This window comes from Leisingera sp. ANG49 (genome assembly GCF_059694505.1).
The window spans coordinates 80,681-107,119 of record NZ_JCATZN010000003.1 but is presented as its reverse complement, the minus strand read 5'-3'; the positions used below and the strand labels follow the sequence as shown (position 1 = coordinate 107,119).

At 66.3% G+C, this 26,439-nt stretch carries 29 protein-coding genes; 20 read left to right on the top strand and 9 right to left on the bottom strand.

The genetic code is table 11. From position 1 onward, the window contains the following. Window positions 1–5 precede the first annotated feature (5 nt). On the bottom strand, window positions 6–956 hold the full coding sequence (locus AC58NV_RS10855; RefSeq protein WP_366661325.1) for an aspartate carbamoyltransferase catalytic subunit: 951 nt from the start codon (window positions 954–956) through the stop codon (window positions 6–8). A gap of 154 nt (window positions 957–1,110) precedes the next feature. Between AC58NV_RS10855 and AC58NV_RS10850 the strand changes: the two genes are divergently transcribed. From AC58NV_RS10850 to AC58NV_RS10825, 6 genes are all read left to right on the top strand, one after another. Continuing rightward, window positions 1,111–1,875: a uracil-DNA glycosylase gene (locus AC58NV_RS10850; protein WP_497227142.1), complete on the top strand. Its 765-nt coding sequence runs from the start codon at window positions 1,111–1,113 to the stop codon at window positions 1,873–1,875. Between the two features lie 8 nt (window positions 1,876–1,883). Then, window positions 1,884–2,483 carry a metallophosphoesterase family protein gene (locus AC58NV_RS10845; RefSeq protein ID WP_497227141.1) on the top strand — a complete coding sequence of 200 codons (600 nt, stop codon included), beginning with the start codon at window positions 1,884–1,886 and terminating at the stop codon, window positions 2,481–2,483. Beyond that, window positions 2,480–3,100, top strand: coding sequence for a LysE family translocator (locus AC58NV_RS10840; protein ID WP_497227140.1), 621 nt, complete (start codon window positions 2,480–2,482; stop codon window positions 3,098–3,100). Before AC58NV_RS10845 ends, AC58NV_RS10840 begins: the two co-directional genes overlap by 4 nt. Further along, entirely contained in the window at window positions 3,101–3,643 is a 543-nt protein-coding gene (gene moaB / locus AC58NV_RS10835) for a molybdenum cofactor biosynthesis protein B (RefSeq protein ID WP_497227139.1), read from the top strand. A gap of 126 nt (window positions 3,644–3,769) precedes the next feature. Further along, the gene (locus tag AC58NV_RS10830; RefSeq protein ID WP_366661329.1) at window positions 3,770–5,224 is read left to right on the top strand and encodes an efflux RND transporter periplasmic adaptor subunit; all 1,455 of its coding nucleotides are present in this window, start codon (window positions 3,770–3,772) and stop codon (window positions 5,222–5,224) included. Window positions 5,225–5,229: 5 nt separating this feature from the next. Beyond that, a complete protein-coding gene (locus AC58NV_RS10825) occupies window positions 5,230–8,625 on the top strand; it encodes an efflux RND transporter permease subunit (RefSeq protein WP_497227138.1) in 3,396 nt (1,131 codons plus the stop codon). Here AC58NV_RS10825 and AC58NV_RS10820 read toward each other — a convergent pair. Both AC58NV_RS10820 and AC58NV_RS10815 read right to left on the bottom strand, forming a co-directional pair. After that, window positions 8,595–9,056 (bottom strand): NUDIX hydrolase, encoded by a 462-nt coding sequence (locus tag AC58NV_RS10820; protein WP_497227137.1) that lies wholly within the window; start codon window positions 9,054–9,056, stop codon window positions 8,595–8,597. The genes AC58NV_RS10825 and AC58NV_RS10820 overlap by 31 nt on opposite strands. Beyond that, entirely contained in the window at window positions 9,053–9,865 is an 813-nt protein-coding gene (locus tag AC58NV_RS10815; protein ID WP_497227136.1) for a protein-disulfide reductase DsbD domain-containing protein, read from the bottom strand. Before AC58NV_RS10815 ends, AC58NV_RS10820 begins: the two co-directional genes overlap by 4 nt. 188 nt (window positions 9,866–10,053) lie before the next feature. Between AC58NV_RS10815 and AC58NV_RS10810 the strand changes: the two genes are divergently transcribed. After that, entirely contained in the window at window positions 10,054–10,611 is a 558-nt protein-coding gene (locus AC58NV_RS10810; RefSeq protein WP_497227135.1) for a YqgE/AlgH family protein, read from the top strand. 104 nt (window positions 10,612–10,715) lie between these two features. Here the strand turns inward: AC58NV_RS10810 and AC58NV_RS10805 are convergent, their stop codons facing one another. Next, a complete protein-coding gene (locus AC58NV_RS10805) occupies window positions 10,716–11,666 on the bottom strand; it encodes an L-threonylcarbamoyladenylate synthase (protein WP_497227134.1) in 951 nt (316 codons plus the stop codon). Window positions 11,667–11,808: 142 nt separating this feature from the next. Between AC58NV_RS10805 and AC58NV_RS10800 the strand changes: the two genes are divergently transcribed. From AC58NV_RS10800 to AC58NV_RS10780, 5 genes are all read left to right on the top strand, one after another. After that, window positions 11,809–13,512, top strand: a complete 1,704-nt coding sequence (locus tag AC58NV_RS10800) for an acyl-CoA dehydrogenase (RefSeq protein WP_497227133.1) — start codon at window positions 11,809–11,811, stop codon at window positions 13,510–13,512. Between the two features lie 4 nt (window positions 13,513–13,516). Further along, complete coding sequence (locus tag AC58NV_RS10795; RefSeq protein ID WP_497227132.1) at window positions 13,517–14,563, top strand: MBL fold metallo-hydrolase; 1,047 nt, start codon at window positions 13,517–13,519, stop codon at window positions 14,561–14,563. Window positions 14,564–14,588: 25 nt separating this feature from the next. Further along, entirely contained in the window at window positions 14,589–15,041 is a 453-nt protein-coding gene (locus AC58NV_RS10790) for a DUF6173 family protein (protein WP_366661336.1), read from the top strand. A 162-nt stretch (window positions 15,042–15,203) separates the two neighbouring features. Further along, the gene (locus AC58NV_RS10785; RefSeq protein WP_366661337.1) at window positions 15,204–15,338 is read left to right on the top strand and encodes an aa3-type cytochrome c oxidase subunit IV; all 135 of its coding nucleotides are present in this window, start codon (window positions 15,204–15,206) and stop codon (window positions 15,336–15,338) included. A 16-nt stretch (window positions 15,339–15,354) separates the two neighbouring features. Beyond that, window positions 15,355–15,972 (top strand): hypothetical protein, encoded by a 618-nt coding sequence (locus AC58NV_RS10780; RefSeq protein WP_497227131.1) that lies wholly within the window; start codon window positions 15,355–15,357, stop codon window positions 15,970–15,972. A 176-nt stretch (window positions 15,973–16,148) separates the two neighbouring features. On the opposite strand, the gene AC58NV_RS10775 is transcribed toward AC58NV_RS10780, so the two are convergent. Both AC58NV_RS10775 and AC58NV_RS10770 read right to left on the bottom strand, forming a co-directional pair. After that, complete coding sequence (locus tag AC58NV_RS10775; RefSeq protein ID WP_497227130.1) at window positions 16,149–16,478, bottom strand: AzlD domain-containing protein; 330 nt, start codon at window positions 16,476–16,478, stop codon at window positions 16,149–16,151. Next, window positions 16,475–17,203 (bottom strand): AzlC family ABC transporter permease, encoded by a 729-nt coding sequence (locus tag AC58NV_RS10770; RefSeq protein ID WP_497227129.1) that lies wholly within the window; start codon window positions 17,201–17,203, stop codon window positions 16,475–16,477. The genes AC58NV_RS10775 and AC58NV_RS10770 overlap by 4 nt, the downstream gene beginning before the upstream one ends. Window positions 17,204–17,267: 64 nt before the next feature. On the opposite strand from AC58NV_RS10770, the gene AC58NV_RS10765 reads away from it, so the two are divergent. From AC58NV_RS10765 to AC58NV_RS10740, 6 genes are read left to right on the top strand one after another with little or no spacing between them, the layout of a single operon-like run. After that, entirely contained in the window at window positions 17,268–18,140 is an 873-nt protein-coding gene (locus AC58NV_RS10765; RefSeq protein ID WP_497227649.1) for a formate dehydrogenase accessory sulfurtransferase FdhD, read from the top strand. After that, window positions 18,137–18,493: a hypothetical protein gene (locus tag AC58NV_RS10760; protein ID WP_497227128.1), complete on the top strand. Its 357-nt coding sequence runs from the start codon at window positions 18,137–18,139 to the stop codon at window positions 18,491–18,493. The genes AC58NV_RS10765 and AC58NV_RS10760 overlap by 4 nt, the downstream gene beginning before the upstream one ends. Then, window positions 18,490–19,128, top strand: coding sequence for a molybdenum cofactor guanylyltransferase MobA (gene mobA / locus AC58NV_RS10755; protein WP_497227127.1), 639 nt, complete (start codon window positions 18,490–18,492; stop codon window positions 19,126–19,128). Before AC58NV_RS10760 ends, mobA begins: the two co-directional genes overlap by 4 nt. Then, window positions 19,125–19,616 carry a molybdopterin-guanine dinucleotide biosynthesis protein B gene (mobB, locus tag AC58NV_RS10750; protein WP_497227126.1) on the top strand — a complete coding sequence of 164 codons (492 nt, stop codon included), beginning with the start codon at window positions 19,125–19,127 and terminating at the stop codon, window positions 19,614–19,616. The genes mobA and mobB overlap by 4 nt, the downstream gene beginning before the upstream one ends. Next, window positions 19,613–20,425, top strand: coding sequence for a molybdopterin guanine dinucleotide synthesis (locus AC58NV_RS10745; RefSeq protein ID WP_497227125.1), 813 nt, complete (start codon window positions 19,613–19,615; stop codon window positions 20,423–20,425). The genes mobB and AC58NV_RS10745 overlap by 4 nt, the downstream gene beginning before the upstream one ends. Beyond that, window positions 20,422–21,678: a molybdenum cofactor synthesis domain-containing protein gene (locus AC58NV_RS10740; RefSeq protein WP_497227124.1), complete on the top strand. Its 1,257-nt coding sequence runs from the start codon at window positions 20,422–20,424 to the stop codon at window positions 21,676–21,678. The genes AC58NV_RS10745 and AC58NV_RS10740 overlap by 4 nt, the downstream gene beginning before the upstream one ends. A gap of 151 nt (window positions 21,679–21,829) precedes the next feature. On the opposite strand, the gene AC58NV_RS10735 is transcribed toward AC58NV_RS10740, so the two are convergent. The 3 genes from AC58NV_RS10735 to AC58NV_RS10725 all read right to left on the bottom strand — a co-directional run bounded on the left by AC58NV_RS10735 (window position 21,830) and on the right by AC58NV_RS10725 (window position 23,981). Next, window positions 21,830–22,867: a hypothetical protein gene (locus AC58NV_RS10735; RefSeq protein WP_497227123.1), complete on the bottom strand. Its 1,038-nt coding sequence runs from the start codon at window positions 22,865–22,867 to the stop codon at window positions 21,830–21,832. A 20-nt stretch (window positions 22,868–22,887) separates the two neighbouring features. Further along, the gene (gene greA, locus AC58NV_RS10730) at window positions 22,888–23,358 is read right to left on the bottom strand and encodes a transcription elongation factor GreA (RefSeq protein WP_497227122.1); all 471 of its coding nucleotides are present in this window, start codon (window positions 23,356–23,358) and stop codon (window positions 22,888–22,890) included. Window positions 23,359–23,600: 242 nt separating this feature from the next. Beyond that, entirely contained in the window at window positions 23,601–23,981 is a 381-nt protein-coding gene (locus AC58NV_RS10725) for a VOC family protein (protein WP_497227121.1), read from the bottom strand. A gap of 98 nt (window positions 23,982–24,079) precedes the next feature. On the opposite strand from AC58NV_RS10725, the gene soxR reads away from it, so the two are divergent. Next, window positions 24,080–24,547 (top strand): redox-sensitive transcriptional activator SoxR, encoded by a 468-nt coding sequence (gene soxR, locus AC58NV_RS10720; RefSeq protein WP_497227120.1) that lies wholly within the window; start codon window positions 24,080–24,082, stop codon window positions 24,545–24,547. A gap of 160 nt (window positions 24,548–24,707) precedes the next feature. After that, entirely contained in the window at window positions 24,708–26,357 is a 1,650-nt protein-coding gene (locus AC58NV_RS10715) for an electron transfer flavoprotein-ubiquinone oxidoreductase (RefSeq protein ID WP_497227119.1), read from the top strand. The last annotated feature ends 82 nt before the right edge of the window (window positions 26,358–26,439 follow it).

Here is a 26,439-nt window from a genome sequence, read left to right as displayed (position 1 = left end):
GCGGCTCAGCCTGCCTTGCCCTGGCGTTCGGCGCGCAGGTTGCGGGCCAGGAGGTCCATCGCCGCCATCCGCACCGCGACGCCCATCTCGACCTGCTCCTGAATGACCGAGCGGTTGATGTCGTCGGCAAGCGTCCCGTCGATCTCCACCCCGCGGTTCATCGGGCCGGGGTGCATGACGATGGCGTCGGGCTTGGCCAGCGCCAGCTTCTCGGCGTCGAGGCCATAGCGGTGGTAATACTCGCGCTCCGACGGGATGAAGCCGCCGTCCATGCGTTCCTTCTGCAGCCGCAGCATCATCACCACGTCGACGTCCTTCAGGCCTTCGCGCATGTCGTCATAGATCTCGGCGCCGAATTCAGCGAACTGGCCGGGCACCAGCGTCGGCGGGCCGATCAAGCGGATGCGGTTTTCCATCTTGCCCAGCAGGATCAGGTTGGAGCGCGCCACACGGGAGTGCGCGATGTCGCCGCAGATCGCGATGTTCAGCCGGTGCAGCCGGCCCTTGGAGCGGCGGATGGTCAGCGCATCCAGCAGCGCCTGGGTCGGGTGCTCATGCTTGCCGTCGCCCGCGTTCAGCACGGCGCAGTTCACCTTCTGCGCCAAGAGGTCCACCGCGCCGGAATGCGGGTGGCGCACCACCAGCAGGTCCGGGTGCATCGCATTCAGCGTCATCGCGGTGTCGATCAGGGTCTCGCCCTTTTTGATCGAGGACGCCTGCATCGCCATGTTCATCACATCGGCGCCCAGCCGTTTGCCTGCCAGCTCGAACGAGGCCTGGGTGCGGGTGGAGTTCTCAAAGAACATGTTGATCTGGGTGAGCCCCGCCAGCACGTCGGAATGCTTTTCCGGGCGCCGGTTCAGCGCCACATAGTCGTCGGCCAGGTCAAGGATCGCGGTGATCTCATGCGGCTTCAGCGGTTCGATGCCAAGCAAATGGCGGTGTTCGAAGGACATATGGGGCAGCTCCGCTTGATTTGCCGGTTCTTATAGGCGGGGGGGACAGTACGGGCAACGGCTGCGTGCCGGAAGCGGTCAGAGAATTTGAGTATTTGCAGCAAGATGACAGGGAGGTGTTCCGCTTGTCCGGCGGGCGGAGTAGCTTGGGCGCATGGAATCGGCATTGGATTACTGGAGCGCGCGGGCGCTGTTGGAGTGGCAGGCAGAGCTTGGCGCCACCGAGGCACTGTGCGACGAACCGGTCGACCGCTATGCGCTGGAGCAGGCCGCGCCCAAACCGAAACCGGGCGCTGCCCCCGCGCCGCCGCCCAAGCCCAAGGACGTGAACCCGGTCGAGGTGGCCCAGAAGGCCGCCAGGGGCGCAGCCTCCCTGCCTGCCCTGCGCGATGCGATGGACGGTTTCAGCCACTGCGACCTGAAGCGCGGCGCCCGCAATCTCGTGTTCTCCGACGGCCAGGCGGGTGCCCGGGTGATGATCATCGGCGAGGCGCCGGGCCGCGACGAGGACCTGCAGGGCAAACCCTTTGTGGGCCGCGCCGGGCAGCTTCTGGACAAGATGCTGGAAGCGATCGGCCTCAGCCGCACAGAAAACGTCTATATCACCAACGTGCTGCCCTGGCGGCCGCCGCAGAACCGCGACCCGCTGCCCGCTGAGATTGCAATGCTGACGCCTTTCCTGGAGCGGCATGTGGCGCTGGCGGAGCCGGATATTCTGGTGCTGATGGGCAATATCAGCTGCCAGGCGGTGCTGGGCAAACGCGGCATCACCCGGCTGCGCGGGCAATGGGATCAGGCCTGGAAGAAGCCGGTCATCCCGATGTTCCACCCGGCTTATCTTCTGCGCCAGCCGCAGCAGAAGCGGCTGGCCTGGGCCGACCTGCTGGAACTGAAATCGCGTCTGGGGAGCTTGTCCTGAGGTAACCCATGAAAATTCTGGCGTTCTCCGATCTGCATCTCTCGGCCTCCCACGCCGCGGATATTGTCGCTGCCAGTGCGGGCGCGGATCTGGTGATCGGCGCCGGCGATTTCTGCAACATGCGGATGGGGATGGACAGGGCCGTCGCCATGCTGGCAGGGCTGAAGGCGCCGATGGTGGCGGTGCCGGGCAACGGCGAAAGCGCTGAAGAACTGCGCGCGGCAGGGTTTGCCAACACCACAGTGCTGCATGGCGACGGCACGGACTTCGAAGGCTTGCGCCTGTTCGGATTGGGCTGCGGTGTGCCGGAAACACCGTTTGGCGGCTGGTCCTGCGACCTGAGCGAGGTGCAGGCGGGGACGATTCTGGCGGCCTGCGATCATGCGGATATCCTGATCTCCCATTCGCCGCCCAAGGGGCTGGGGGATGTGACCTCAAGCGGGCTTTCCGTCGGCTCCACCGCGGTCAGGGCCGCGGCGGAACGGGTGCAGCCGCAGCTGCTGCTCTGCGGCCATGTGCATGACTGCTGGGGCTTCCGGGGCAACCTGGGCAAGACGCAGGTGGCCAATCTCGGCCCCGGAGTCAGCTGGTTCGAGGTGGAGCCGTGATCGATCCCGTAACCCTGCTGGCCTTCATCCCGGCGGCTCTGGCCCTGAACCTGACACCGGGCGCGGACATGATGTTCTGTCTCGGCCAGGGGCTGCGATCGGGGCGCGCCGCAGCAGTGGCGGCCAGCGCGGGGATCTCAGCGGGCAGCATGGTGCATGTGACACTGGCGGGCCTGGGGCTCGGCGCCGTGATCGCTGCCATGCCGGGGCTGTTTGACGTGATCCGCTGGATCGGCGTGGGATATCTTCTGTACCTTGCTTGGGGCGCCCTGCACAGCGGCCCGGTCCGGGCGGATGCGCCCTCCGTGCCGGCCCGGCGGGCGTTCCGCTCCGGTTTCCTCGTCAACCTGGCCAATCCCAAGGTGATCCTTTTCGTGCTCGCCTTCGTGCCGCAATTCGTAAGGCCCGAGGCCGGGCCGGTGCTGGGTCAATTCCTGATCTTCGGACTGATCCTGGCCGCGGGCGGGTTTGTCATCAACGGGCTGGTGGGCATCTTCGCAGGCCAGGCCGGGCGGCGGCTGACGGGTTCGCCGGTATTTGCGCGCTGGCTGGGCCGCGTCTCCGCCGGAATTTTTGCAGGGCTGGCCGTGCGGCTGGCGATTATGGAGAAGGCTTAGATGTCCCGTATTGACGAAAGCATGGAATTCATCCCGGTCCGTATTGCGGTGCTGACGGTCTCGGACAGCCGCAAGATGGAGGACGACCGCTCCGGCCAGGTGCTGGTCGACCGGCTGCGCGATGCGGGCCATACCCTGGCCGACCGCAAGATCATCCCGGATGAGCGGGCGGATATCGCCGCGCAGCTGCGCGTCTGGATCGCCGACCCCAAGGTGGATGTGGTGATTTCCACCGGCGGCACCGGGCTGACGGGCCGCGACGTGACGGTGGAGGCGCACCGTGACGTCTATGAGAAGGAGATCGAGGCTTTCGGCACTGTCTTCACCTGGGTGTCGATGCAGAAGATCGGCACCAGCGCGGTGCAGTCCCGGGCCACCGGCGGCGTTGCGGGCGGCACCTACCTGTTTGCGCTGCCCGGCAGCCCCGGCGCTTGCAAGGACGGCTGGGATGAAATCCTGTCAAAACAGCTCGATTACCGTCACCGCCCCTGCAATTTCGTGGAAATCATGCCCAGATTGGAGGAGCATCTGCGGCGGAAATAGCGCCGGCCAGCGTGTAACCTCGCAAACCTGTGCGGAAAATCATATATTTCCAAGCGGGCACAAGGCATTTGCGCTTTGGCCGGCCGTTCGCGGCCCCGGCAGCAGCCGCCACCGGAAGGGAGAGACATGCGCTTTTTGCGTCAGAGTTTGATGGGGCTTTTCCTGGCGTCGCTGACGGCGGCCCTGCTGCTTTATGCCGGCCAACTTATTTTCGGCGCCATCGAGGCGCAGCTCAACGCCGAACGCAAGCCGCCGCCGGTGCGCGAGCGGGTGTTTGCGGTCAATGTTGTGACCGCGGACCTGCAGACGGTGGCACCGGAGCTGACCGCCTTTGGCCGGATCGAAAGCCGCCGCACCCTGGAATTGCGCACCGCCGCCGGCGGCCGGGTGGTGCAGCTCTCTGAGGATTTCGAGGAAGGCGGAGCGGTGCGGGCGGGCGAGGTGCTGGTGCAGATCGACCCGGCGGATGCCCAGGCGGCGCTAGACCGGGCTGAGGCCGACATGATGGACGCCCGTGCCGAGGAACGCGATGCGGGCCGGGCGCTGATCCTGGCGCAGGACGAACTGCAGGCAACCCAGGACCAGGCCCAGCTGCGCGAGCGCGCCTTCCAGCGGCAGGTGGATTTGGAGGAGCGCGGCGTCGGCACCGCAGCCACGGTGGAAACCGCGGAACTGGCCGCGGTGCAGGCGCGCCAGACGGTGATCTCGCGCCGCCAGGCGGTCAGCCAGGCAGAGGCGCGCGCCGATCAGGCTGCCACCCGCGTGGCCCGGGCGCAGATCGCGCTGGACGAGGCCCGCCGGGATCTGGAGGACACCACCATCAAGGCAGGCTTTGACGGCACCCTGCAATCGGTGAGCCTGGTGCAGGGCCGGCTGGTGTCCGCCAACGAGAAACTCGCGGATCTGGTCGACCCGGACCTGCTGGAGGTTGCGTTCCGGGTCTCCACCGCGCAATACGCCCGGCTTCTGGACGGCGACGGCCATCTGCTGAAGGCCCCGGTGCGGGTGACGCTGGACGCTGCCGGCGCCGGTCTCAGCGCGGCAGGGAGGATTTCGCGTGCCAGCGGCGCCGCGGGCGACGGGCAGACCGGGCGGCTGGTCTACGCCAGCCTCGACGCGGCCCCCGGGTTCAAGCCGGAGGATTTTGTGACCGTCCATGTGACAGAGCCGGAGGTCCGCGCGGTCGCGCGGGTGCCCGCCTCCGCGTTGGGGGCAGATGGCTCTGTGCTGCTGCTGGGGCCGGAGGACCGGCTGGAGGCGCTGCCGGTGGAACTGGTGCGCCGCCAGGGCGATGATGTGCTGATCCGCGGCTCGGGGCTGGAAGGCCGTGAAGTTGTCACCGGCCGCACGCCTTTGCTGGGCGCCGGCATCAAGGTGCGCCCGCTGCGCCGGGGCGCAGAGGCGCAGGCGCTGCCGGAGCTGATCGAACTGACGGACGAGCGCCGCGCCCGGCTGGTGGCGCTGGTTGAGGGCAACAGCCGGATGCCTTCGGAGATGAAGGCGAAAATGCTGCAGCAGCTGGCGGAGGCCAAAGTGCCGGCACAGCTGGTCAGCCGGATCGAATCCCGGATGGGAGGCTGAGCCCGATGGCGCGCAGGCTCCCCCGGCCGGCCCGCGGGCTGTTCAGCTACTTCACCCGCCACCGCACGGCGGCCAACCTCCTGCTGGTTATCATGCTGGTGCTGGGCGCGGCAGCGATGCCCAACATGCGGACACAGTTTTTTCCAGATGTGATCGTTGAGCGCGTCACCGTCTCCGTCGAATGGGAGGGTGCAGGCCCGGAGGACGTGGACAGCGCCATCGTTCAGGTGCTGGAGCCTGCGCTGCTGGCCGTTGACGGCGTGGAGGAGACATCCTCCATCTCCCGCGAGGGGCTGGCCTCGCTGACCTTGGAGTTTGAGCCTGGTTCCGACATGGGGCAGGCCACCGACGATGTGCAGACCGCGGTCGACGGCATCACTACGCTGCCGGAAGAGGCGGAGGAACCGGACGTGCGCCGCGGCGCCTGGCGCGACCGGGTGACAGACGTGGTGATCTCCGGGCCGGTCGGGGCAGGGCAGCTGGGCCTCTTTGCCGATGAACTGGTGGTGCGCCTCTTTGAGGCCGGCGTCACCCGCACCACCATCCGCGGCGTGGCGGCGCCGGAAACCATTGTCGAGGTTCCGACCGCCAAGCTGATCACCCACGATATCACCATGCGCGAGATCGCCGAGGCGATCGCGGCAGAGGTCGATGCCGACCCCGCAGGCGATGTGACCGGCGCCAATGCCCGCGTGCGCACCGGCAGCGAGAAACGCACACCGGATGAACTCGCTGCCATTGTGCTGCGCACCAATGCCGACGGCTCTGTGCTGACCATTGCCGATGTGGCGCAAATCAGGGTCGAAGGGGTGGACCGCAACCGCTCCTATTTCGTGGATGACAACCCGGCGATGTCGGTGCGGGTGGACCGCTCCGACCAGGGCAACGCGATCCGCCTGCAGGCTCAGGTGCAGGAGGTCGTGGATGAGATGCAGGCCAGCCTGCCGCAGGGGGTGACGGCTGAGCTGATCCGCACCCGGGCCCAGTCCATCACCGACCGCCTGGACATCCTGGTCGACAATGGCCTGATGGGGCTTGGCCTGGTGCTGTGCCTGCTGTTCCTGTTCCTCAACACCCGCATTGCCTTCTGGGTGGCGATGGGCATCCCGGCCTCGATGTTTGCTGCCGTGGCGCTGATGTATGCCGCCGGGATCACCATCAACATGGTCAGCCTGTTTGGCCTGATCATCACCCTGGGCATTGTGGTGGATGACGCCATCGTGGTGGGCGAACACGCAGATTTCCGGGTCCGGCGGCTGGGCGAAAGCCCGATACAGGCGGCCGAAAACGCCGCCCGGCGCATGGCGATGCCGGTCTTCGCCGCAACCCTCACCACCATCATCGCCTTCTTTGCCCTGGTGCTGGTGGGCGGGCGGTTCGGCGAGCTGATCCGCGATATTCCTTTCACCGTGATTGCGGTGCTGGCGGCCTCGCTGGTGGAATGCTTCCTGATCCTGCCCAACCACATGGCCCACGCGCTGACCCACGCCCAGGCGCGCCATTGGTACGACTGGCCGAACCGGATGGTGAACCGCGGCTTCCGCTGGCTGCGCGACCATGCTTTCCGGCCGCTGATGGGTTTCATCGTCACCGCGCGCTACGCGGTGCTGGCAGGCGCGCTGGCAATCCTGGCCAGCCAGGTGGCGCTGTTCATCAACGGCGATGTGCAGTGGCGCTTCTTCAACGCGCCGGAGCGGGGCTCGGTCACCGGCAATTTCGCCATGGCAGAGGGCGCCAGCCGCGCCGATACCCTGGAAATGATGCAGGAAATGCAGCGCGCGACAGAGGTGCTGGGCGCCGAATACGCCCAACGGTATGGCCGCAATCCGCTGGACTTTGTGATGGCAGAGGTCGGCGGCAACGCCGGCCGCGGCCTCAGCGGGGTGGAGGCGAAGGACACCGACCTGCTGGGCGGCATTTCGATCGAGCTGATCGACGCCGACCTGCGCCCCTATTCCAGCTTTGCCTTCGTGGCGGAACTGCAGGAGCGGGTGGTGCGCCACCCGATGGTCGAGACGATCTCCTTCCGCAGCTGGCGGTCGGGGCCGGGCGGCGACGCACTGGACGTGCAATTCTCAGGCCCCAGCGTGCAGGTGCTGAAAGATGCGTCCGAGGATCTGAAGACCGCACTTCTGCGGTTCCCGGAAGTCTCGGCGGTCGAGGATAATCTGGCCTATGACAAGGAGGAGGTGGTCCTCGATCTCACTCCGCAGGGCCAGGCGCTGAACTTCACCATCGGCAGCCTGGGCCAGGCGCTCCGGGCGCGGCTCAACGGCATCGAGGCCGCAACCTACCCGGATGGCCCGCGCAGCGCCACGATCCGGGTGGAGCTGCCGGAAAACGAACTGACCGCCGACTTCCTGGAACGCACCCTGATGCGGGCGCCCAGCGGTATCTACGTGCCGCTCGCCGATATCGTCTCGGTCACCCAGCGCACCGGTTTCTCCACCGTCCGCCGCGAGAACGGCATCCGGGTGATCAGCGTGACCGGCGACATCTCCGAGGACGACCCCGCTCGCGCAGAGGCGGTCACCCAGGCGCTTCGGAACGAGATCCTGCCGAAGATCGCCAGCGAACGGCAGGTGGAATGGCGCCTGTCAGGATTGGCGGAGCAGGAGCAGACCTTCCTGCAGGAGGCCGGCACCGGGCTGATCCTCTGCCTCACCGGCATCTATCTGGTGCTGGCCTGGATCTTTGCCAGCTGGACCCGGCCGCTGGTGGTGATGGCGATCATTCCCTTCGGCCTGGTCGGCACCATCTGGGGGCATTACGTTTGGGAAGTGCCGCTTTCCATGTTCACTGTGGTGGGCCTCTTGGGGATGACCGGGATCATCATCAACGATTCCATCGTGCTGGTGACCACCATCGACCAGTATGCGCAGGACCGCGGGCTGATCCCCTCGATTATCGACGCGGCGGCAGACCGTCTGCGCCCGGTGATGCTGACCACCATGACCACGGTGCTTGGGCTTGCTCCGCTCCTGTTTGAACGCTCTCAGCAGGCGCAGTTCCTGAAACCCACGGTGATCACGCTGGTCTACGGCCTGGGTTTCGGCATGTTCCTGGTGCTGCTGGTGGTCCCGGCGCTGGTTGCGATGCAGCGCGACCTGTCGCGGCCGCTCACCTCCCTGCGCCGCGCGCTGCGGCAAGGGGCGGGGCGCCTGCGCTGGCTGGTGCTGGGCACGGCTCTGGCGCAGCTCGGCTGGCTGGTGCTGACGCTGGGCTGGGCGATGGCCACCGGTGCCTTGCACCCGGCCTTGCGGATGCTTCCGGCTCTCGCAGCGATGGAGCCGGTGCGCGCCGGGCTGCTGGCTTTCCTCGCAGGTGCCTTGGTTCTGGCGCTGTTGGCCTATGCGGCGGGCGGGATCGCCTACCGGCTCAACACCCGCCAGCGGGCCTGAGCCAGCCGCGCCACGTCACCGACCTGGTCCAGCAGCTGCAGCCCGCGGGCTTCGATCTCTGCGATGGGTATCCACTCGGCCTGTTCAGCGTCGTCATCGGGCACAGGCTCCCCGTTGAGATGCTCACACAGCACCACAGTCAGCAGATACTGGCGCTGCGCCGAACCTGCGGCATCACGGGAGATCACATCCACATTGGTGAGATACTCCAATGGCCGGGCGGTCACGCCGGTCTCTTCCATCAGTTCGCGCGCAGCGGCCTGCAACGCGGTCTCGCCCAGCTCCACATGCCCGCCGGGAAAGCCCCACCAGCCCGCATTCGGCTCTTTGCCGCGCTGCACCAGGATCACATGATCCTGCCCGCCGAAATGGCTGCAGACCACGGCAATGGTGCCCAGAACGGGGCGGGCTGGGCTGTCCGCAGAACTCATCCGGCGCTGCAGCCTTGAATATCAACCGCGTGATTTTTCCCCAGCACCGTGATCCGCAGCTGCGAGCGGTCGATGGCATAGGCGTTGCCGTCGGCCGGCAGGAATTCGGTCTCTGCCACCAGTTGCCCGCCCTCGCGCCGGGTGGTGGTTTCACCGGCGTGGAGCTTGGGGTTGCCCGGCTCGATCACCGCAACTTCCTCGCCGCCGGCAGAGGGCATCGAGATCCGCGCGGTGACCGTCATGCCGTACTGCGACGGGCGCAGGCTGCAGGAGGCCTTGCGCACGCCGGCCTCCTTGGCCGACCACGGACGGCTGGCCATCGCGGCGGCAATCGCCGGGTTGCGGCCCGCGCTGCTGTCCAGCTGGTGGTCGAACTTCAGCTCGGCCGGCACGCAGACATCCTTGCACACCCCCAGCTGCATCCGCCCCTTCAGGCGCACCGGCTGGCCCGGGCTTTCAGGCGTGATCTCCAGCGGCAGCACCAGCTGGTTGTGATAGCCGATGGTGCGGTAGCCGGAGGTCAGGAACACCTCGGGCGAGGGCCAGGTGATCGACAGACCGCCGACATTGCGGGCGCCGCGCCAGGAAAAGCTGGGCGGAATGCCGGCATCGCCGGGCGCGCGCCAATAGGTCTTCCACCCGGGCTGCAGGGTGATCCGCAGCGCGCCCAGATGGGTGCCGCGCGGCGTCATGCCGCCATCCAGCACTTCGATCTGCACGATATCGCCCTCCGCGGCACCGGAAAGGGCCGGAGTTCCGGTTGCAGCGGCCAGCAGGGCCGCCGCGGCAGCAGCGGATTTGGTCAGCATTTGTCTCATAAGTGAATAGATGCGCCTGCCAGCCCGGTTTGCCAAGTCACGATCCGGTCATGGCGCCTACATCCGCCTGTGTTTGCGGCAAATTTACCGGAGCCTGCGCGGGGTTGCGCCGATGCGCCCCTTGCGCGGCAAGCGGGCGCGCGTCATGGTGGGGGGAGGCAGCGGAAAGACGGAAATACATGGATCTGACTGGCAAGCTCTTGATTGCAATGCCTGGTATCGGCGACCCGAGGTTCGAGCATTCGGTGATCTTCCTATGCTCGCACGGCGAGGAGGGCGCGATGGGCCTGATCGTCAACAAGCCTGCGGACGGGGTGGCGCTGGGGGATTTGCTGGAGCAGCTGGACATGGGCGGCGAGAACAGCGCCGCAGCCGCGCTGCCGGTGCGGTTCGGCGGCCCGGTGGAGACCCAGCGCGGCTTTGTGCTGCACACGCCGGACTACGAATCGGATGTGAGTTCGCTGAAGGTGCCGGGCGGCTTCTCGATGACCGCGACGCTGGATATTCTGGAGGATATCGCCCAGGGGCAGGGGCCGCAGGACCTGCTGGTCCTGCTGGGCTATGCCGGCTGGGGGCCGGGGCAGCTGGAGTCGGAAATCACCATGAATGGCTGGCTGACCGCCGAGGCCAGTCCGGAACTCGTATTCGGCCTCGCGGATGACAGCAAATGGGGCGCGGCGCTGAAGACCCTCGGGGTTGATCCGCTGACGCTCTCGGCCAGCGCCGGCCACGCCTGAGAGCTCAAACCCAGGCTGCACAGCGTAAAGGCTCCCGCGCGTTTTCTGATTATCAGAGATAATCCCAAAACCCTTGGGCGCGGGTGTTTTGCGATTTGCGGCGCTCAGTCCCGCGGCGCGGCGGCGCGGCGCAGACGGTCGTTTATGGCTTCGCCCAGCCCGTGTTCCGGCACCGGGGCAACGGCAATCGGATTGCCCAGGGCATCCAGCCGGTGGAGATGCCCAAACAGGTTCGCGGCGGCTTCTGCCAGGTCGCCGCTTTCGGACAGGTTCAGATCGCAGGGCCCGGGACCGAAGCCAAGAAACAGCTCGCCCTCGCCGGGCGCGCCGGCATTCAGCCGCACCGGCGCGCCGGGGGCATAATGCGACAGCAGCTGGCCGGGGGCGGTCAGCGGATCATGCACATCCCGCACCGCCAGCTCGCAGCCCAGCACTGCCTCGATCTCTTCCGCCGCCAGCCCGCCGGGGCGCAGCAGCATGGGCTCCGGCCCGGCCAGCCCGAGGATGGTCGACTCGAGGCCAACGCCGCAGGCGCCGTCATCCAGGATCGCGGCAATCCGGCCGCCCAGCCCGGCCTTCACATGTGCAGCCGTGGTCGGGCTGATCCTGCCGGAAGGGTTCGCCGAGGGTGCCGCCACCGGCCCGTCCAATTCCTGCAGCAGTGCCTGCGCTGCGGGATGCGCAGGCACCCGCACGCCCAGGGTGTTCAGCCCGGCAGTGACCAGCGGCGAAATCCCGTGCCCCTCCCGCAGCGGCAGCACCAGCGTCAGCGGGCCGGGCCAGAACGCTGCTGCCAGCTGTTCCGCAACGTCATTCCATTCCACATAGCGCCGTGCCGCCTCTGCCGAATGCACATGCGCGATCAGCGGATTGAACGACGGCCGCCCCTTGGCCTCGTAGATCGCCGCCACCGCTTCGCCCTGCCTGGCATCGGCGCCCAGGCCATAAACCGTCTCAGTCGGGAAGGAGACCAGCCGCCCTTCCTGCAGAAGCTGGGCGGCGCGGGCAATGCCGCCTGCCGTTGCGGCAAGGATTTCAGTGCTCTGCTGGGGCATTTGGGGTGACGCGGCGTTTTGGTTGATTGAAATAAGTGCCCGGTTAGGTAATCGGACAAGCCACAGACCATAATGGGCCAGCGCCGGGAAGCCAAGACTGCCCGCGCCCGCACGCCCCAGAAACCCCCGCCAGAGGACGCCCATGACCTTCCGCGCCCCCGTTTCCGAGTATGAATTTCTGCTGAACCACGTCGTCGGATATGACAGCATCCCGGCCACAGACCGCTTTGCCGAGGCAACCCCCGACATGGTGAGCGCGATCCTGACTGAGGCGGGCAAGCTGTGCGACGAGGTGATGGCCCCGCTGCAGCGCAGCGGCGACCTGCATCCCGCGCATCTGGAAAACGGCGTGCTGCGGACCTCGCCCGGATTCGCTGAAGGGTATCAGGCCATCATGGACGGCGGCTGGGTCGGAATCAGCGCCGCAGAGGAATTCGGCGGCATGGGGCTGCCGCAGACGGTTGCCGTCGCGGTATACGAAATGATGGCCGGCGCCTGCCTGTCGCTGCAGCTGGCACCGCTGCTGAGCCAGGGCCAGATCGAGGCGCTGGAGCACCATGCCTCCGACGCGATCAAGGAGATCTATCTGCCCAAGCTGGTCTCCGGCGAATGGTCCGGCACCATGAACCTGACAGAACCGCAGGCCGGTTCCGATGTCGGCGCACTCAGCTCCAAGGCAGAGCCCAACGGCGATGGCACCTATGCCATCTCGGGCCAGAAGATCTTCATCTCCTGGGGCGACAACGACTTCTGCGGCAACGTCTGCCACCTGGTGCTGGCGCGGCTGCCGGACGGGGTGCCGGGGACCAAGGGGATCTCGCTGTTCCTGGTGCCGAAATACCTGCCCGACGCCGACGGCAACCCGGGCAAAGCAAACGACCTGAAGGTCGTCAGCCTTGAACATAAGATGGGCCTGCACGGCTCACCCACCTGCGTGATGCAGTTCGACGGCGCCACCGGTTGGCTGGTCGGGCCGGAGCATGGCGGCATGGCGGCGATGTTCACCATGATGAACAACGCGCGCCTTGGTGTCGGCGGCCAGGGCGTCGGCGCGGGCGAGGGCGCCTATCAGCATGCGCTGGCCTATGCACTGGAGCGCAAGCAGGGCAAGACCGCCAGCGGCTTCATCGCCGACCATGCCGACGTGCGCCGGATGCTGATGGAGATGAAGGCGGATCTCTTTGCCTCCCGCGCCATCCTGATGGCCTGCGCCCGCTCCATCGACATGCACACCGCCACCGGCGGCAGTGACTGGTCGGCCCGCGCGGCCTTCCTGACGCCGATCGCCAAGGCATTCGGCACCGACACCGGCATGCGGGTGGCCGAAACCGGGGTGCAGGTCTACGGCGGCATGGGCTTCATAGAGGAGAGCGGCGCCGCGCAGTTTTACCGCGACGTGCGGGTCACCGCGATCTACGAGGGCACCAACGGGATCCAGTCGATGGACCTGGTGGCGCGCAAGATGATGGACGGCGGCGACATGGCCTTTGCCCTGATCGACGAGATCGAGGAGCAGGCCGAACGCGCCCGCGCCAGCCATCCGAACATGGCCGAAGCCGTCTGGCAGGCCTGCGAGTCCCTGCGTGAAGCAACCGAATGGCTGGTGTCGCAGCAGGACATGCAGGACCGCTTCGCAGGCTCGGTTCCCTACCTGCGCGCCTTCGCCCGGGTGCTGGGCGGCCATTACCACCTGGCCGCCGCGATGGCGGATCAGGGCGGTGCGCGCGAGAAGCTGGCACGGTTTTACATCACCCGGATGCTGCCCGAGCATGCGGCTCTGCTGGCGCACGCCCAGGCCGGCGCGGCCGGCACCTTTGCGCTCAGCCTTGATGAACTGGCAGGCTGACACCGTGACCGATCTCCCCGACGTCTCCCCCCGCACCCCCTGGGAAGAACCGCCCGCGCATGGCGAAGCCATCGAGGTGGCGGAGGGCGTCCTGTGGATGCGCCAGCCGCTGCCGATGAAGCTGGATCACGTCAACATCTACGCGCTGGACGAAGGCGACGGCTGGACGGTGATCGACACCGGCTTCAATACCCGCAAGAGCCGCGGGATCTGGGAGAGCCTTATGGCCGGCCCTCTGAAGGGCAAGCCGGTGACACGCGTTGTTGCCACCCACCACCACCCCGACCACATCGGCCTGGCGGGGTGGTTTCAGAGCGTCCACGGCGCCGAACTGGTCACCACCCGCACCGCCTGGCTGTTTGCCCGCATGCTGACGCTGGACGTGCAGGAGGTCTGGCCGGAGGAAATCCTGGCCTATTACCGCAGCGCAGGCATGGCGCCGGAGATTTATGAGAAGCGTGTCAGCGACCGGCCCTTCAACTTTGCCGACACCGTGCATCCGATGCCGCTGGGCTTCACCCGCATCAAGCAGGGCGGTGTGATCCGCATGGGCGGCCGGGACTGGGATGTGCACACCGGCAACGGCCACGCGCCTGAGCACGCGACCTTCTGGAGCTGCGACGACAATCTGGTGATCACCGGCGATCAGATCCTCTCGACCATCAGCCCCAACATCGGCGTCTACGCGACCGAACCGATGGCGGATCCTTTGGGCGAGTGGCTGGAGGCTTGCGAACGGCTGGCGCAACTGGCCCGCCCCGATCACCTGGCCCTGGGCGGCCACAAGCTGCCGTTCTCGCGCCTGCCGCTCAGGATGCAGCAGCTGATCGGCAACCACCACGGCGCGCTGGAGCGGCTGATGGATCACCTTTCCGTGCCCCGCACCGCCGCCGATTGCTTTGCCCCCCTGTTCAAGCGCACAATTGGCGAGGGCGAGTACGGGCTTGCACTGGTCGAGGCGGTGGCCCATGTAAATCATCTGTACCACACCGGCCAGGTGAACCGCTGGAAACGCGAGGACGGCACCTGGCTTTATCAAGGCAAGGGGTGACGCGCCCCGCAGGAGGGGAGGCACCATGAGCGACGAGATTTCAACCAGCGCCGAGGCAGCAGAGGCGGCGGTGCTGCCCTGCGTGCATGAAGTCCACGCCGACCCCGAGGCTTGCGCCGGCCTGACCAAGGTGCCGGAGAAGCTGCAGAAGCCCGACGCCGCCAAAAGCCCGGCCCGCTGGGCCTATGAGCGGCTGATCCTCTACATCCAGAACTTCGAGCAGCAGCTGGATTCCGAGCACGAGGTGGCGATGGGCTTCACCGGCGGCAACACCGGCGTGCTCAGGATCGAGGGCATGGGCTATTTCGATCCCGACATCATCACTTTCTACGGCAGCGAGCCGGACGGCTCCCGGACCCAGCTGGTGCAGCATGTCAGCCAGCTGAACGTGATGCTGCGCACGGTGCCCAAGGCGCGCGAAGAAGCGCCAGCCAACCGCATCGGCTTCCGCCTCGCGTCGGACCTCGAGCAGGAGTGAGCCACGCGATTCGGCGCGTGTTCCGCAGGGCCGGGACCCCCGGCGGAATTCTGTGGTTTTCGGGCGGCATTTGCGCCGGATGCGCCCGAATGACGTGGTGACAGGGCGCGGCAAATCCGCTAATCACCGGGAAAATGCACGTGAATTTGAGGGAATACTCACATGGCTGAACATCAGCACGGCACCATGGACACAACCGTTCAGGAAAAGACTTACTCCAGCTTCCTGACCTTCGTGACCCGTTTCTGCATTGCGATGGTCTTCTTCGCGCTGTTCCTGGCTGTCTTCGCTTCCTGATTTCCGGACCGAAACGATGCGCAATCTGCTCTGCCTCGGCGCGGTGATGCTGGCGCTTGCGGGTTGCGCGGCACCGCAGCAGCCGAACGCGGATGCCGGGACGCTGGCCAAGGTGGCCTACCGCCACCCAGGTCCCGCCACGCTCACCCTTTACACGATGATCAACAACCGCACCGGGCGGGGCGGCCACGCGTCGCTGATGATCAACGCCTCCGAACGGGTGATTTTCGATCCGGCAGGCTCGTTCTACGCCTCGGTGGTGCCGGAGCGGAACGACGTCCTTTACGGCATAACCCCCGCAGTCGAGAAAGCCTACCGCGGCGCTCATGCGCGCAGCACCTTCCATGTGGTGGTGCAGCGGGTTGAGGTGACGCCGGAGCAGGCCCAGAAAGCCTATCAGCTGGCGGTAACCAACGGCCGGGTGCCCGGCGCCTACTGCGCCCAGGCCACCATCGGCATCCTGCAGCAGGTGCCGGGTTTCGAGAGCCTCGACCGGACTTTCTACCCCGAGAAGCTGTCCGCCCAGTTCGGCCAGCTGCCCGGTGTGGTGACAGAGCGCTACTACGAAAACGACAGCGCCGACCTGCAGGCGGGCCTCGCCAAGAGCGACGCCGCGCTGAGCGCGGCGGAGTAAAAGACGCCCGCCCGGCGCGGGCCATGCTGCGCATGGCAGAGGTTTGCTGAGAACGCCTCGAGGGGCAGGTCCGCCCTCAAGGCCCTAGCCGATTCTACCGTACTTCCCGCCGCCTGAAGGGCAAGCAGCGCCTTGGGGCGCGGACGCTGCGCGTCCCCTGAACCGGCAGGCAGTGCTCAGGCGGCGAGATACAGCAGCAGCAGGCACAGCCCGCCGGTGCCGAGGCCGATCAGCACGTTGCGGGACAGATAGCCCGCGGCAAACGTCGCGGCCGCGGCGGCAAAATGCATCAGGCTGGGGTCGCCGCCGGTCGGGGCGGGCCAGACCACCAGCGGCGCCACCAGCGCCGGGATGATCGCAACGGCGGTATAGCGCAGATGCCGCATCAGCCAGGGCGCAATCGGCTTGCCGCCCATGAAGCCGATGAAGGCAAAGCGCAGGCCGTAGCTGCCAAGCGCCAGCCCGATGATCACGGTCCACAGGACCGGTTCCGGAATGCTGCTCATTTCGTGCCCTCCGCCTTGGCCTTCTGCCGTTCCAGCCACAGTTCTGCCTGCGCGCCGGCCATCATGCCGGCAATCCCCGCCACGATCAGCCCCAGGTTATAGGGCAGCGCCGCGGCCGGCAGCGAGGTGGCCACCGCCACGAAACAGGCCGCCACATGCGCAGGCGTGCGCAGCATCGGCCCGATCATCGCCAGAAACGCCAGCGGCAGCACGAAATCCACACCCCAGCTTTCCGGGATCCGGGTGCCCACCAGCGCCCCCAGCGCGGTGGCAATCACCCAGGCGGGCGCCACGATGCCATTGGTGCCAAAGAAATAGGCCACCCGCTGCGGCAGCGGCATCTCCGGCTCGGTTTCGAATTTGACGATCGACAGCGCATAGGACTGGTCCACCACGAAATAGGCGGCCAGCGCCCGCTGCCACATCGGCGCATCGCCCAGGTAGGGTGTGAGCGACGCCGAATACATCGCCATCCGAAGGTTCACCGCCAGGGCCGAGATCAGGATGATGATCAGCGGCGCGTTTTCCTGCATCAGCTGCAGCGCGGTGAACTGGGCCGCTCCGGCAAAGACCGCCAGTGAGAAGGCAAAGGCCTCCGGCACGATCAGCCCGGCCTCGGCCGCCAGCACTCCGAACAGGAAGCCGAAGGGTGAGGCCATGAAGATGAAGGGCGCGCTGTCGCGAAACCCTTTCCAGAAGGCCGATTTGGTGGTGGTGATTGCCATCTGCGCGTCCTAGATTGCGTTGAACCGCACTACGGCGGACGCAGAAGGAATGCAATTGGTGAGTATGGATATCACGTCAGAATATCTGATCGCCCCCGGCGTTGCCGACCCGCGGCTGACCCGCGCCGTCACCGGCGTCGATCAGAACGGCGAAGCCAGCGAGATCGCCGTGGTGGAGGAACGCCCGCTGACCATCTTCCTGAATTCCCAGGAAATTGTCACCGCGATGACCATCGGCGACTACCCGGAATACCTGGCGCTCGGCTTCCTGCGCAATCAGCGGATGCTGCGCGACGAGGATGAGGTGACCCGTGTCGATTATGACGAGGATCTGGAAACCGTGGTGGTGCGCACCGCGGTGGAAACCAGCCACGAGGAGAAGCTGAAGAAGAAGACCCGCACCTCCGGCTGCGCGGTCGGCACCGTCTTCGGCGACATGATGGAGGGGCTGGAGGACGTGCGCCTGCCCGAGGCGGAGATCCGCACCTCCTGGCTCTACGCGCTGGCGCACAAGATCAACCGCACGCCGTCCCTGTACCTTGAGGCCGGCGCCATCCACGGCACGGTGCTCTGCCGGCAGGACCGCCCGCTGGTCTATATGGAGGACGTCGGCCGCCATAACGCGGTGGACAAGATTGCAGGCTGGATGCTGTCCGAACAGGCAGAGGCTGCCGACAAGATCCTCTACACCACCGGGCGGCTGACCTCGGAGATGGTGATCAAGACCGCGATGATGGGCATCCCGGTGCTGGCGTCGCGCTCCGGCTTCACTGCTTGGGGCGTGGAGATCGCGCGCGAGGTCGGCCTCACGCTGATCGGCCGGATGCGCGGCCAGCGGTTCATCTGCCTCTCGGGCGAGGAGCGTCTAGTGCGCGACATGGACCCCAAGGACGCGCCGGTGGAAGAGAAGAAACACAGGCGGAAAAGTGCGGGATGAAGGTTGAGGTCCTATATGTGCTGCTTGTGATATTTTCACCTTTGGTGATCTTCGGCGCTCTCGGTTTCTGGGTCGCATACCGGTTCTGGTGGCCCCTTGCGAAGCGGCTTGGCGTGACGCCGGTAAATCGCACTGTTTCACGGCAAGTGATTTTCGCGGGGATCGAGGGTGGATCAGCAGAAATTCAGGCTCAGGTAAAGAAATGCCGGCTTGCCTTTGGGGCTGTTTATTTTGGCATGCTGATCTGTGTTTTCCCTTTGTTGGGGCTAGAGGGTGTTCTGTTCCTGTCCGCATGTTTTCTCGTGACGTTTCTTGTTTCCAGACCTTTTAGGCTGACGGAGGGCACCCCATGACCCAACCCCTCGGAGTAATTCTCGCAGGCGGCCTCGCCACCCGGATGGGCGGCGGCGACAAGGGGCGGCTGCAGGTCGGCGGCCAGAGTCTGCTGTCCCGTGTCGTGGACCGGTTGGCACCGCAGGTTGCCGGCCTCGCGCTCAACGCCAATGGCGACCCGGAGCGCTTCGCCGATCTGGGCCTGCCGGTGATTGCCGACTCGATCGAAGGCTTCGCCGGACCTCTGGCAGGCGTGCTTGCGGGTCTAGATTGGGCGGCAGAGCAGGGCGCGGACACCATCGTCACCGCCGCCGCCGACACGCCGTTCTTCCCGCAGGATCTGGTCGCCCGGCTGACCGCAGCGGCAAAAGGCATGGACAAGCCGCTGGTGCTCGCGACCACCCCGCGCACCGGCGACGAGGCGCTGAAATCCGGCGGTGGCAAACGTATCAACCGGCACCCGGCTTTCGGCCTCTGGCCCGTTGCCCTGCGCGATGACCTGCGGGCAGCATTGAATGACGGTCTGCGCAAAGTCGTCCTCTGGACCGACCAGCACGGCGGCCGCGAGGCGCTGTTCGAGGCCGACCCTTTCGACCCGTTCTTCAACATCAACACGCCGGATGATCTGGCCAAGGCAGAGGCGCTCTTGAAATGAAGATCTACGGCGTCACCGGCTGGAAGAACAACGGCAAGACCGGGCTGATGGAACGGCTGGTGGCGGAGTTTTGCGCCCGCGGCTTCTCCGTTTCCACCATCAAGCACGCTCACCACGCCACCGATGTGGACCAGCCCGGAACCGACAGCTACCGCCACCGTCAGGCCGGCGCGTCCGAGGTGGTGCTGGCCTCAGCCGGCCGCGTGGCAATCATGCAAGAGCTGCGCGGCGCGGCAGAGCCGCCGCTGGCAGAGCTGCTGGCCCGCCTGAACCCCGTCGACCTGGTGCTGGTCGAGGGCTATAAGCGCGAACCGCATCCCAAAATCGAGGCCTACCGGCAGGAGGCGGGCACCGAACTGATCGCCCCGCGGGATGTGAATATCCGGGCCATCGCCAGCGACACTGCGCTGGATCTGGACCGCCCCGTGTTCGATCTGAACGACACGGCGGCGATAGCGGATTTCATCCGGGCTGAGCTGGACCTTTGAACCGCTGGCAGACCTTCGCCATGGTCGACTGGTCCGGCGGCAACGACCGCGGGCCGAAGCCCTGCAAGGATGCTATCTGGGCCTGCGTGGTGCGCGGGGGTGCTGCCGAAGAACTGGTCTACCTGCGCAACCGGCAACTGGCCGAAGACTGGCTGGTGAGCCTCGTGGACGCAGAGCAGACCGCCGGCCGCCGTTTGTTTCTGGGGTTCGATTTCCCGTTCGGTTACCCCGCCGGTTTCGCGCAGGCGCTCACCGGTTCAGAGGACCCGCTGAACCTTTGGGACTGGTTCGAAGACCGGATCGGCGACAGCCCCAAATCCAACAACCGCTTTGACCTTGCGGGCAAGATCAACCGCAGGTTCGGCGGGCACGGGCCGTTCTGGGCCAACGGCTTGAAACGGGACATTGACGGTCTGCCCCGCAACAAGGCCGCCTACAGCAACCCTTTCCCCGACCGCCGCGCGGTGGAGCATCTGGCCAAGGGCAGCTTCACCTGCTGGCAGATGGCCGGTGCCGGGGCGGTGGGAAGCCAGGTGATGATGGGGCTGCCGGTGCTCGCCCGCCTGCGCCGCCGCTTTGCCGGGCAAGTGGCAGCCTGGCCGTTTGAGCCCTTGGACAAGCCGGTCGCGCTCATCGAGATCTGGCCCTCGCTGACCCTCGGTCATCCGCCTGCAGGCATCATCAAGGATACCTGGCAGGTACAACAGGTCGCACTGGAACTTTGCCGCCGCCCCGTGGCAGAACTGGAGCGGCTTTTGAACGTCCATGCGCCCGAAGAGGGCTGGATTCTGGGAGTGGAACCGCAATGACCCTGACACCGCCGCCGCTCAGCAACGACTGCTTTGCCCTGCCTGCGGGCGTGGACTGGACCCCGGTGGATGACGCGCTGGCGCTGCTCAGGGACAGGCTGGGGCCGGTCACCGGTGCGGAAACCGTGCCGCTGGCTGATGCGCTGGGCCGGGTGCTGGCAGAGGAGGCGGCGGCCAAACGCTCCAACCCGCCGCTGCCCAATACGGCGGTGGACGGCTATGGTTTTGCGGGCGGCAGGGCAAAGGGGCCGCATGTGCTGCCGCTGGTGCAGGGGAGGGCCGCAGCCGGGGTGCCCTTTGACGGAACCGTGCCTGCAGGCAGCGCCATCCGGGTGCTGACCGGCGCCGCGCTGCCCGAAGGCGTCGACACGGTGATTCTGGAGGAAGACGTCAACACCGACGGCAACCGGATCGCCTTCAACGGCCCGCTGAAACAGGGGGCGAACACCCGCAAGGCGGGCGAAGATGTCTGCGCAGATGAGGTCATCCTGCCCGCGGGCCGGGTCATCACGCCTGCCGACCTCGCCCTTGCCTCCGCCACCGGGCTGGCGGAACTCACGGTGCGGCTGCCGTTGCGGGTCGGGGTGCTTTCCACCGGCGACGAACTGGTCGAGGCCGGGGAACCCGCCGGTAAAGGGCAGATTTTCGATGCCAACCGCCCGATGCTGCTGGCGCTGATCCGCCAGCTGGGCTTTGTGCCGGTGGACCTGGGCAAGGCGGCGGATGACCGCGAGGCGCTGCGCGCGCACCTGGATGGCGCCGCGGCGCAGACCGATGTGATCCTGACCTCCGGCGGCGCCTCTGCCGGGGATGAGGATCACATGTCGGCGCTCCTGCGTGAGGCGGGGGCGATGCAGGAATGGCGCATCGCGCTGAAACCGGGCCGCCCGCTGGCGCTGGGCATGTGGCAGGGCACGCCGGTTTTCGGGCTTCCGGGCAACCCGGTGGCCGCCCTCGTGTGCACGCTGATCTTTGCCCGCCCTGCAATGGGGCTGATGGCGGGGGCAGGCTGGCAGGAACCGCAGGCGTTTGATGTCCCGGCAGGTTTTGAAAAGCGCAAGAAACCGGGCCGCCGCGAGTACTTGCGGGCGCGGGTGCGGGACGGCCGCGCGGAGGTGTTCAAATCCGAAGGCTCCGGCCGCATCAGTGGCCTCAGCTGGGCCGAGGGCCTGGTGGAACTCGGCGACGGCGCCGCGGAGATCAAGCCCGGCGACCCGGTCCGCTTCATTCCCTACGGCAGTTTCGCCATGTAGGAGGGGCGCTCCCGCCGGCGATCCGGCGCATCACAGATGCTTGCCCGCCGTTGGGCCCGGCGCCGCGCTCACGCGCGGCGCGAACGCCCTGCAGCTTCACCTTTGCATAAATACTCCCGCCGGAGGCAGCGGCCCGTCAGGGCCTCCCTGATCAGTCGAAGGTCCCGGCCACCCGGCCCAGCAGCATGAAGGCGCGGGCGGTGCGGGTGTTGCCGAGCGCGGAGATCTCCCCGTCGGTGGCCTCGGCCTCGAAGTCCGCAAACATCTGGTCGAAGCGGCGCAGGAAGTGATGCGCGGCATCGCGGAAGATCGGATCCTGCTTCATCCGCGCCGCGGTCAGCGCCAATGAGGTGCGGTCGCGCACGCCGCCAAGCGCCGCCACCGCGCGGCCGCGCGCGCCCTGGCCGAACTGGCGCCAGATCTCCGGCCGGGCCATGTCGGGGCGCAGGTCGTCCATGTAGATGCCGTCCTGGCTGAGCAGCGTCAGCACGTCCTGCGCCGCCTGGATCACCTGCGCCGCCTTGCGGTCGCGCAGTGCCGCGCGCAGGGCGGCAAATCCTTCCTCGTCCTCGGCGGTTTCCGGGAAGTTCAGCGCCCGGATGAACTGCTCGGCGGGCAGCGGCGGCGCGGTGTCCGCCGCCTGGGTTCCAAGCGCCAGCGAGCCCTGTTCAGCCGCGGTCATCTCTGCCGCCGCTGCCGGGATCGCCGGGCGCAGCGGGTTGGCGCGGCGGCTGGTGTGGAAGGTGGCCAGTGCGGTCTCGGTCTTGCGGGTGGCCTCGGCGATTTCCTCCAGCCGCTTGGCGACCGAGGTCTCCGCCACCGCTGCATGCTGCTGGGACTGGGCCAGGTAGCTCTGCCGCAAACCGTCGATGGCGGCCTGCAGCTGCTCGCTCTCCTCGCGCATCACCCGGGCCGAACGCGCGGCAGAGGCCGCAACCCACAGCATCGCCAGCGGCAGCACCAGCGCCAGCACGCCTGTGATCAGATCCGCCCACTGCGACAGGCCCGCATCTTCCGGCGCAAACAGATAGAACCCGGCCGCCGCCAGCAGCCACAGCGCCCCCAGCCCGATGGCCACCAGCTCCGCACCGCCCAGGCCATTGGCGGCCGCGGGGCCGTCAAGGCGCCGCAGCGGCTGGCTGCCGCCTGGCTTCGGGCTGGAACCCGGACTGCTGCTGGAGCCTGTCATGACCACTCTGCCCTTGCGGATCAGGAATAGACGATTTTGAGAATCTCATAGGCGCGCTCGCCGCCGGGCGTGCGCACTTCCACACTGTCGCCTTCGTCCTTGCCGATCAAGGCGCGGGCGATCGGGGACTTGATGTTCAGCAGGCCCGCTTCGATGTTGGCCTCATGCTCGCCGACGATCTGCCAGGTCTTCTCCTCGTCGGTGTCCTCGTCCACCACCGTCACCTTGGCGCCGAACTTGATGGCGCCGGACAGTTTGGCCGGGTTGATCACATCAGCCAGCGACAGGATGCCTTCCAGCTCCTTGATGCGGCCCTCGATGAAGGACTGCTTTTCGCGGGCCGAGTGGTACTCGGCGTTTTCCGACAGGTCGCCCAGCTCGCGCGCTTCGGCAATCGCCTGGATGATGGCCGGGCGCTCGACGGATTTCAGGTTCTTCAGTTCGCTTTCCAGGGCGGTGAAACCCGCCGGGGTCATCGGGATCTTTTCCATGTGATTGGTCCAGGTCGCTCTTTTGTTCTTGTCTCTATGAAAACCGCAGCCCCGCAGCATGTGCCGCGGGGCCTCCGGTCCGGTTGACAAATACCTGACCCAATCCCGCGCCCGATTTCAAGTGGCCGCAGGGGTCGACCACCTGCAATTCCGCCTAACCGGGCAGATTATGCGGGTTTTCCACAGGTTTGCGCGGAAAAATGCCGTGAAAGGCGGCGGCCATCGGCGCCGTCTCGGGCAGATCAGTCATATTGCACCGCCTCGTATTCGATGCCGTTTTCGTCGTGGAAGTAGAACCGGCGGCCCGGCTCGTAATCGCCGTGGTTCATCGGTGTGAAACCGGCGGCCTTCACCGCCGCCTCGGTCGCGTCCAGATCCTCGACGATGACCGCGACGTGATTCAGCCCGCCGATAATGCCATAGCTTTCCGGCGCTTTTTCAGCCGCGGTGCGCGGGGTGTAGAGCGCCAGATAGCTGTTCTCCTCGCCCACATGCACGGTGTAGCCGCCGTTCTTTGCCTCGCCCTCCCAGCGCACATGCCAGCCGAATACTTTCTCCATCCAGGCGGCGGTGCCGTTGGGGTCGGCGACGGTGATGTTTGCGTGCTCCAAAACTGCGCTCATCGGAAATCTCCTTTTCGGGTTGAGCAAACCTGTTGATGCGACTCACCGTAATTCCTAAACCTAACTTTAGCTCAAGAGATTTTTTCAGGGAGTATGCCATGCCCCAGTCCGCCGGGATTTCCATCGGCTATCTGGCCGACCGCACCGGCCTCGCCGTGTCCGCCATCCGCTATTACGAGGCGCAAGGTCTGGTGGAGCCCTGGCGCAACGCAGGCGGCCAGCGCCGCTTCCACCGGGCCGACATCCGGCGGCTCAGCTTCATCATGATTGCCCAGCAGTTCGGCTTCTCGCTGCCGGAAATCCGCGGCTTCCTCAAAAGCCTGCCGGGCGGCCGCACCCCGACCAAGGAGGACTGGGCCTGCATCTCTGCAAACTTCCGCAGCCACCTGGACCAGCGAATCGAAACCCTGGTCAGACTGCGCGACAATCTGGACGGCTGCATAGGCTGCGGCTGTCTTTCGCTTCCGAATTGCAAACTTTACAACCCCGAGGACCGGGCGGCACAGAAGGGGCAGGGACCCCGATACCTGATGGGAGACCGGCCTGAGGCGGAAAATGATCCTTGAGTGACGAAAATGGACGCACTTTTTGTCTCAGTTGCCTGTTTTACAGGTGTTTGACGCGGAGTTTGGATTGACCGCACGGCCTGCCAAACGCTAAGCAGCCGCGACAGAAAATTGCGCCCGGTGGGGCCGGTAGCGAACAGAAAGCCAAGGAGCGCCGCAAATGGCCGAGATTGAACGCGAAGCGATGGAATACGACGTGGTGATCGTCGGGGCCGGCCCTGCCGGTCTGTCTGCGGCCATCCGCCTGAAACAGCTGGACGCCGACCTGCAGGTCGTGGTCCTGGAAAAAGGCTCCGAGGTGGGCGCGCACATCCTGTCCGGCGCAGTGCTGGACCCCTGCGGCCTGAACGCGCTGATCCCCGACTGGAAGGAAAAGGGCGCGCCGCTGAACGTGGAAGTCAAGGAAGACAATTTCCTGATGCTGGGCGAGGCCGGCAAGGTCCGCATCCCCAACTTCCCGATGCCGCCGCTGATGAACAACCACGGCAACTACATCGTCTCCATGGGCAACGTCTGCCGCTGGATGGCAGAGCAGGCCGAGGAAATGGGCGTCGAGATCTTCCCGGGCATGGCCTGCTCGGAACTGGTCTATGGCGACAACGGCGAAGTGAAGGGCGTGGTTGCCGGCGAATTCGGCAAGAACCCCGACGGCACCCCCGGCCCGGCCTATGAGCCCGGCATGGAGCTGCACGGCAAATATGTCTTCCTGGGCGAAGGCGTGCGCGGCTCGCTGTCCAAGGAAGTGATTGCCAAATTCGGCCTCTCCGACGGTAAGGAACCGCAGAAATACGGCGTCGGCATGAAAGAGATCTGGGAGATCGACCCGGCCAAGCACAAGGAAGGCACCGTCACCCACACCATGGGCTGGCCGCTGGGCTCCAACGCGGGCGGTGGCTCGTTCATCTACCACCTGGACAACAACCAGGTTTACGTGGGCTTCGTGGTGCACCTGAACTACAAGAACCCGCACCTGTTCCCCTACATGGAATTCCAGCGCTTCAAGCACCACCCGGTGGTCGCCGACCTGCTGAAGGGCGGCAAGCGCGTGGCCTATGGCGCCCGTGCCATCACCGAGGGCGGCTGGCAGTCGATGCCGAAACTGGTGGCGCCGGGCGTGGCCCTGCTGGGCTGCTCCGCGGGCATGGTCAACGTGCCGCGCATCAAGGGCAACCACAACGCGATGCTGTCGGGCAAAGCCGCGGCTGAAGCCGCCTTTGACGCGATCAAAGCCGAGCGTTCGGGCGACGAGCTGACGGCTTACGAAACCGACGTGCGCGAAGGCGCCATCGGCAAGGACCTGAAGATGGTCCGCAACGTCAAGCCGATGTGGTCCAAGTGGGGCCTCACCGCCTCGCTGGCGCTGGGCGGCCTGGACATGTGGACCAACAACCTGTTCGGCTTCTCCTTCTTCGGCACCCTGGGCCACGGCAAGAATGACGCCCAGTCGACCGAGGAAGCCTCCAAGCACAAGCCGATCGACTATCCCAAACCCGATGGCGTGCTGTCCTTCGACCGTCTGACCAACGTCAGCTTCTCGATGACCAACCACGAGGAAAGCCAGCCCTGCCACCTGCGCCTGGGCAATGAGGACACTCCGATCTCGGTCAACCTGCCGAAGTTTGCGGAACCGGCGCAGCGCTACTGCCCGGCCGGCGTCTACGAGGTGGTGGAAAAAGACGGCAAGCCGGAGTTCGTGGTGAACTTCCAGAACTGCGTCCACTGCAAGACCTGCGACATCAAGGACCCGTCCCAGAACATCACCTGGACCACGCCGCAGGGCGGCGACGGTCCGAACTACCCCAACATGTAACGGGAACGTTAGGTTTCCGGCGGGCTTTTGCCGGAATTTATGGGGCGGTCCTTGGACCGCCCCATTGCGTGTTGACGGGCGC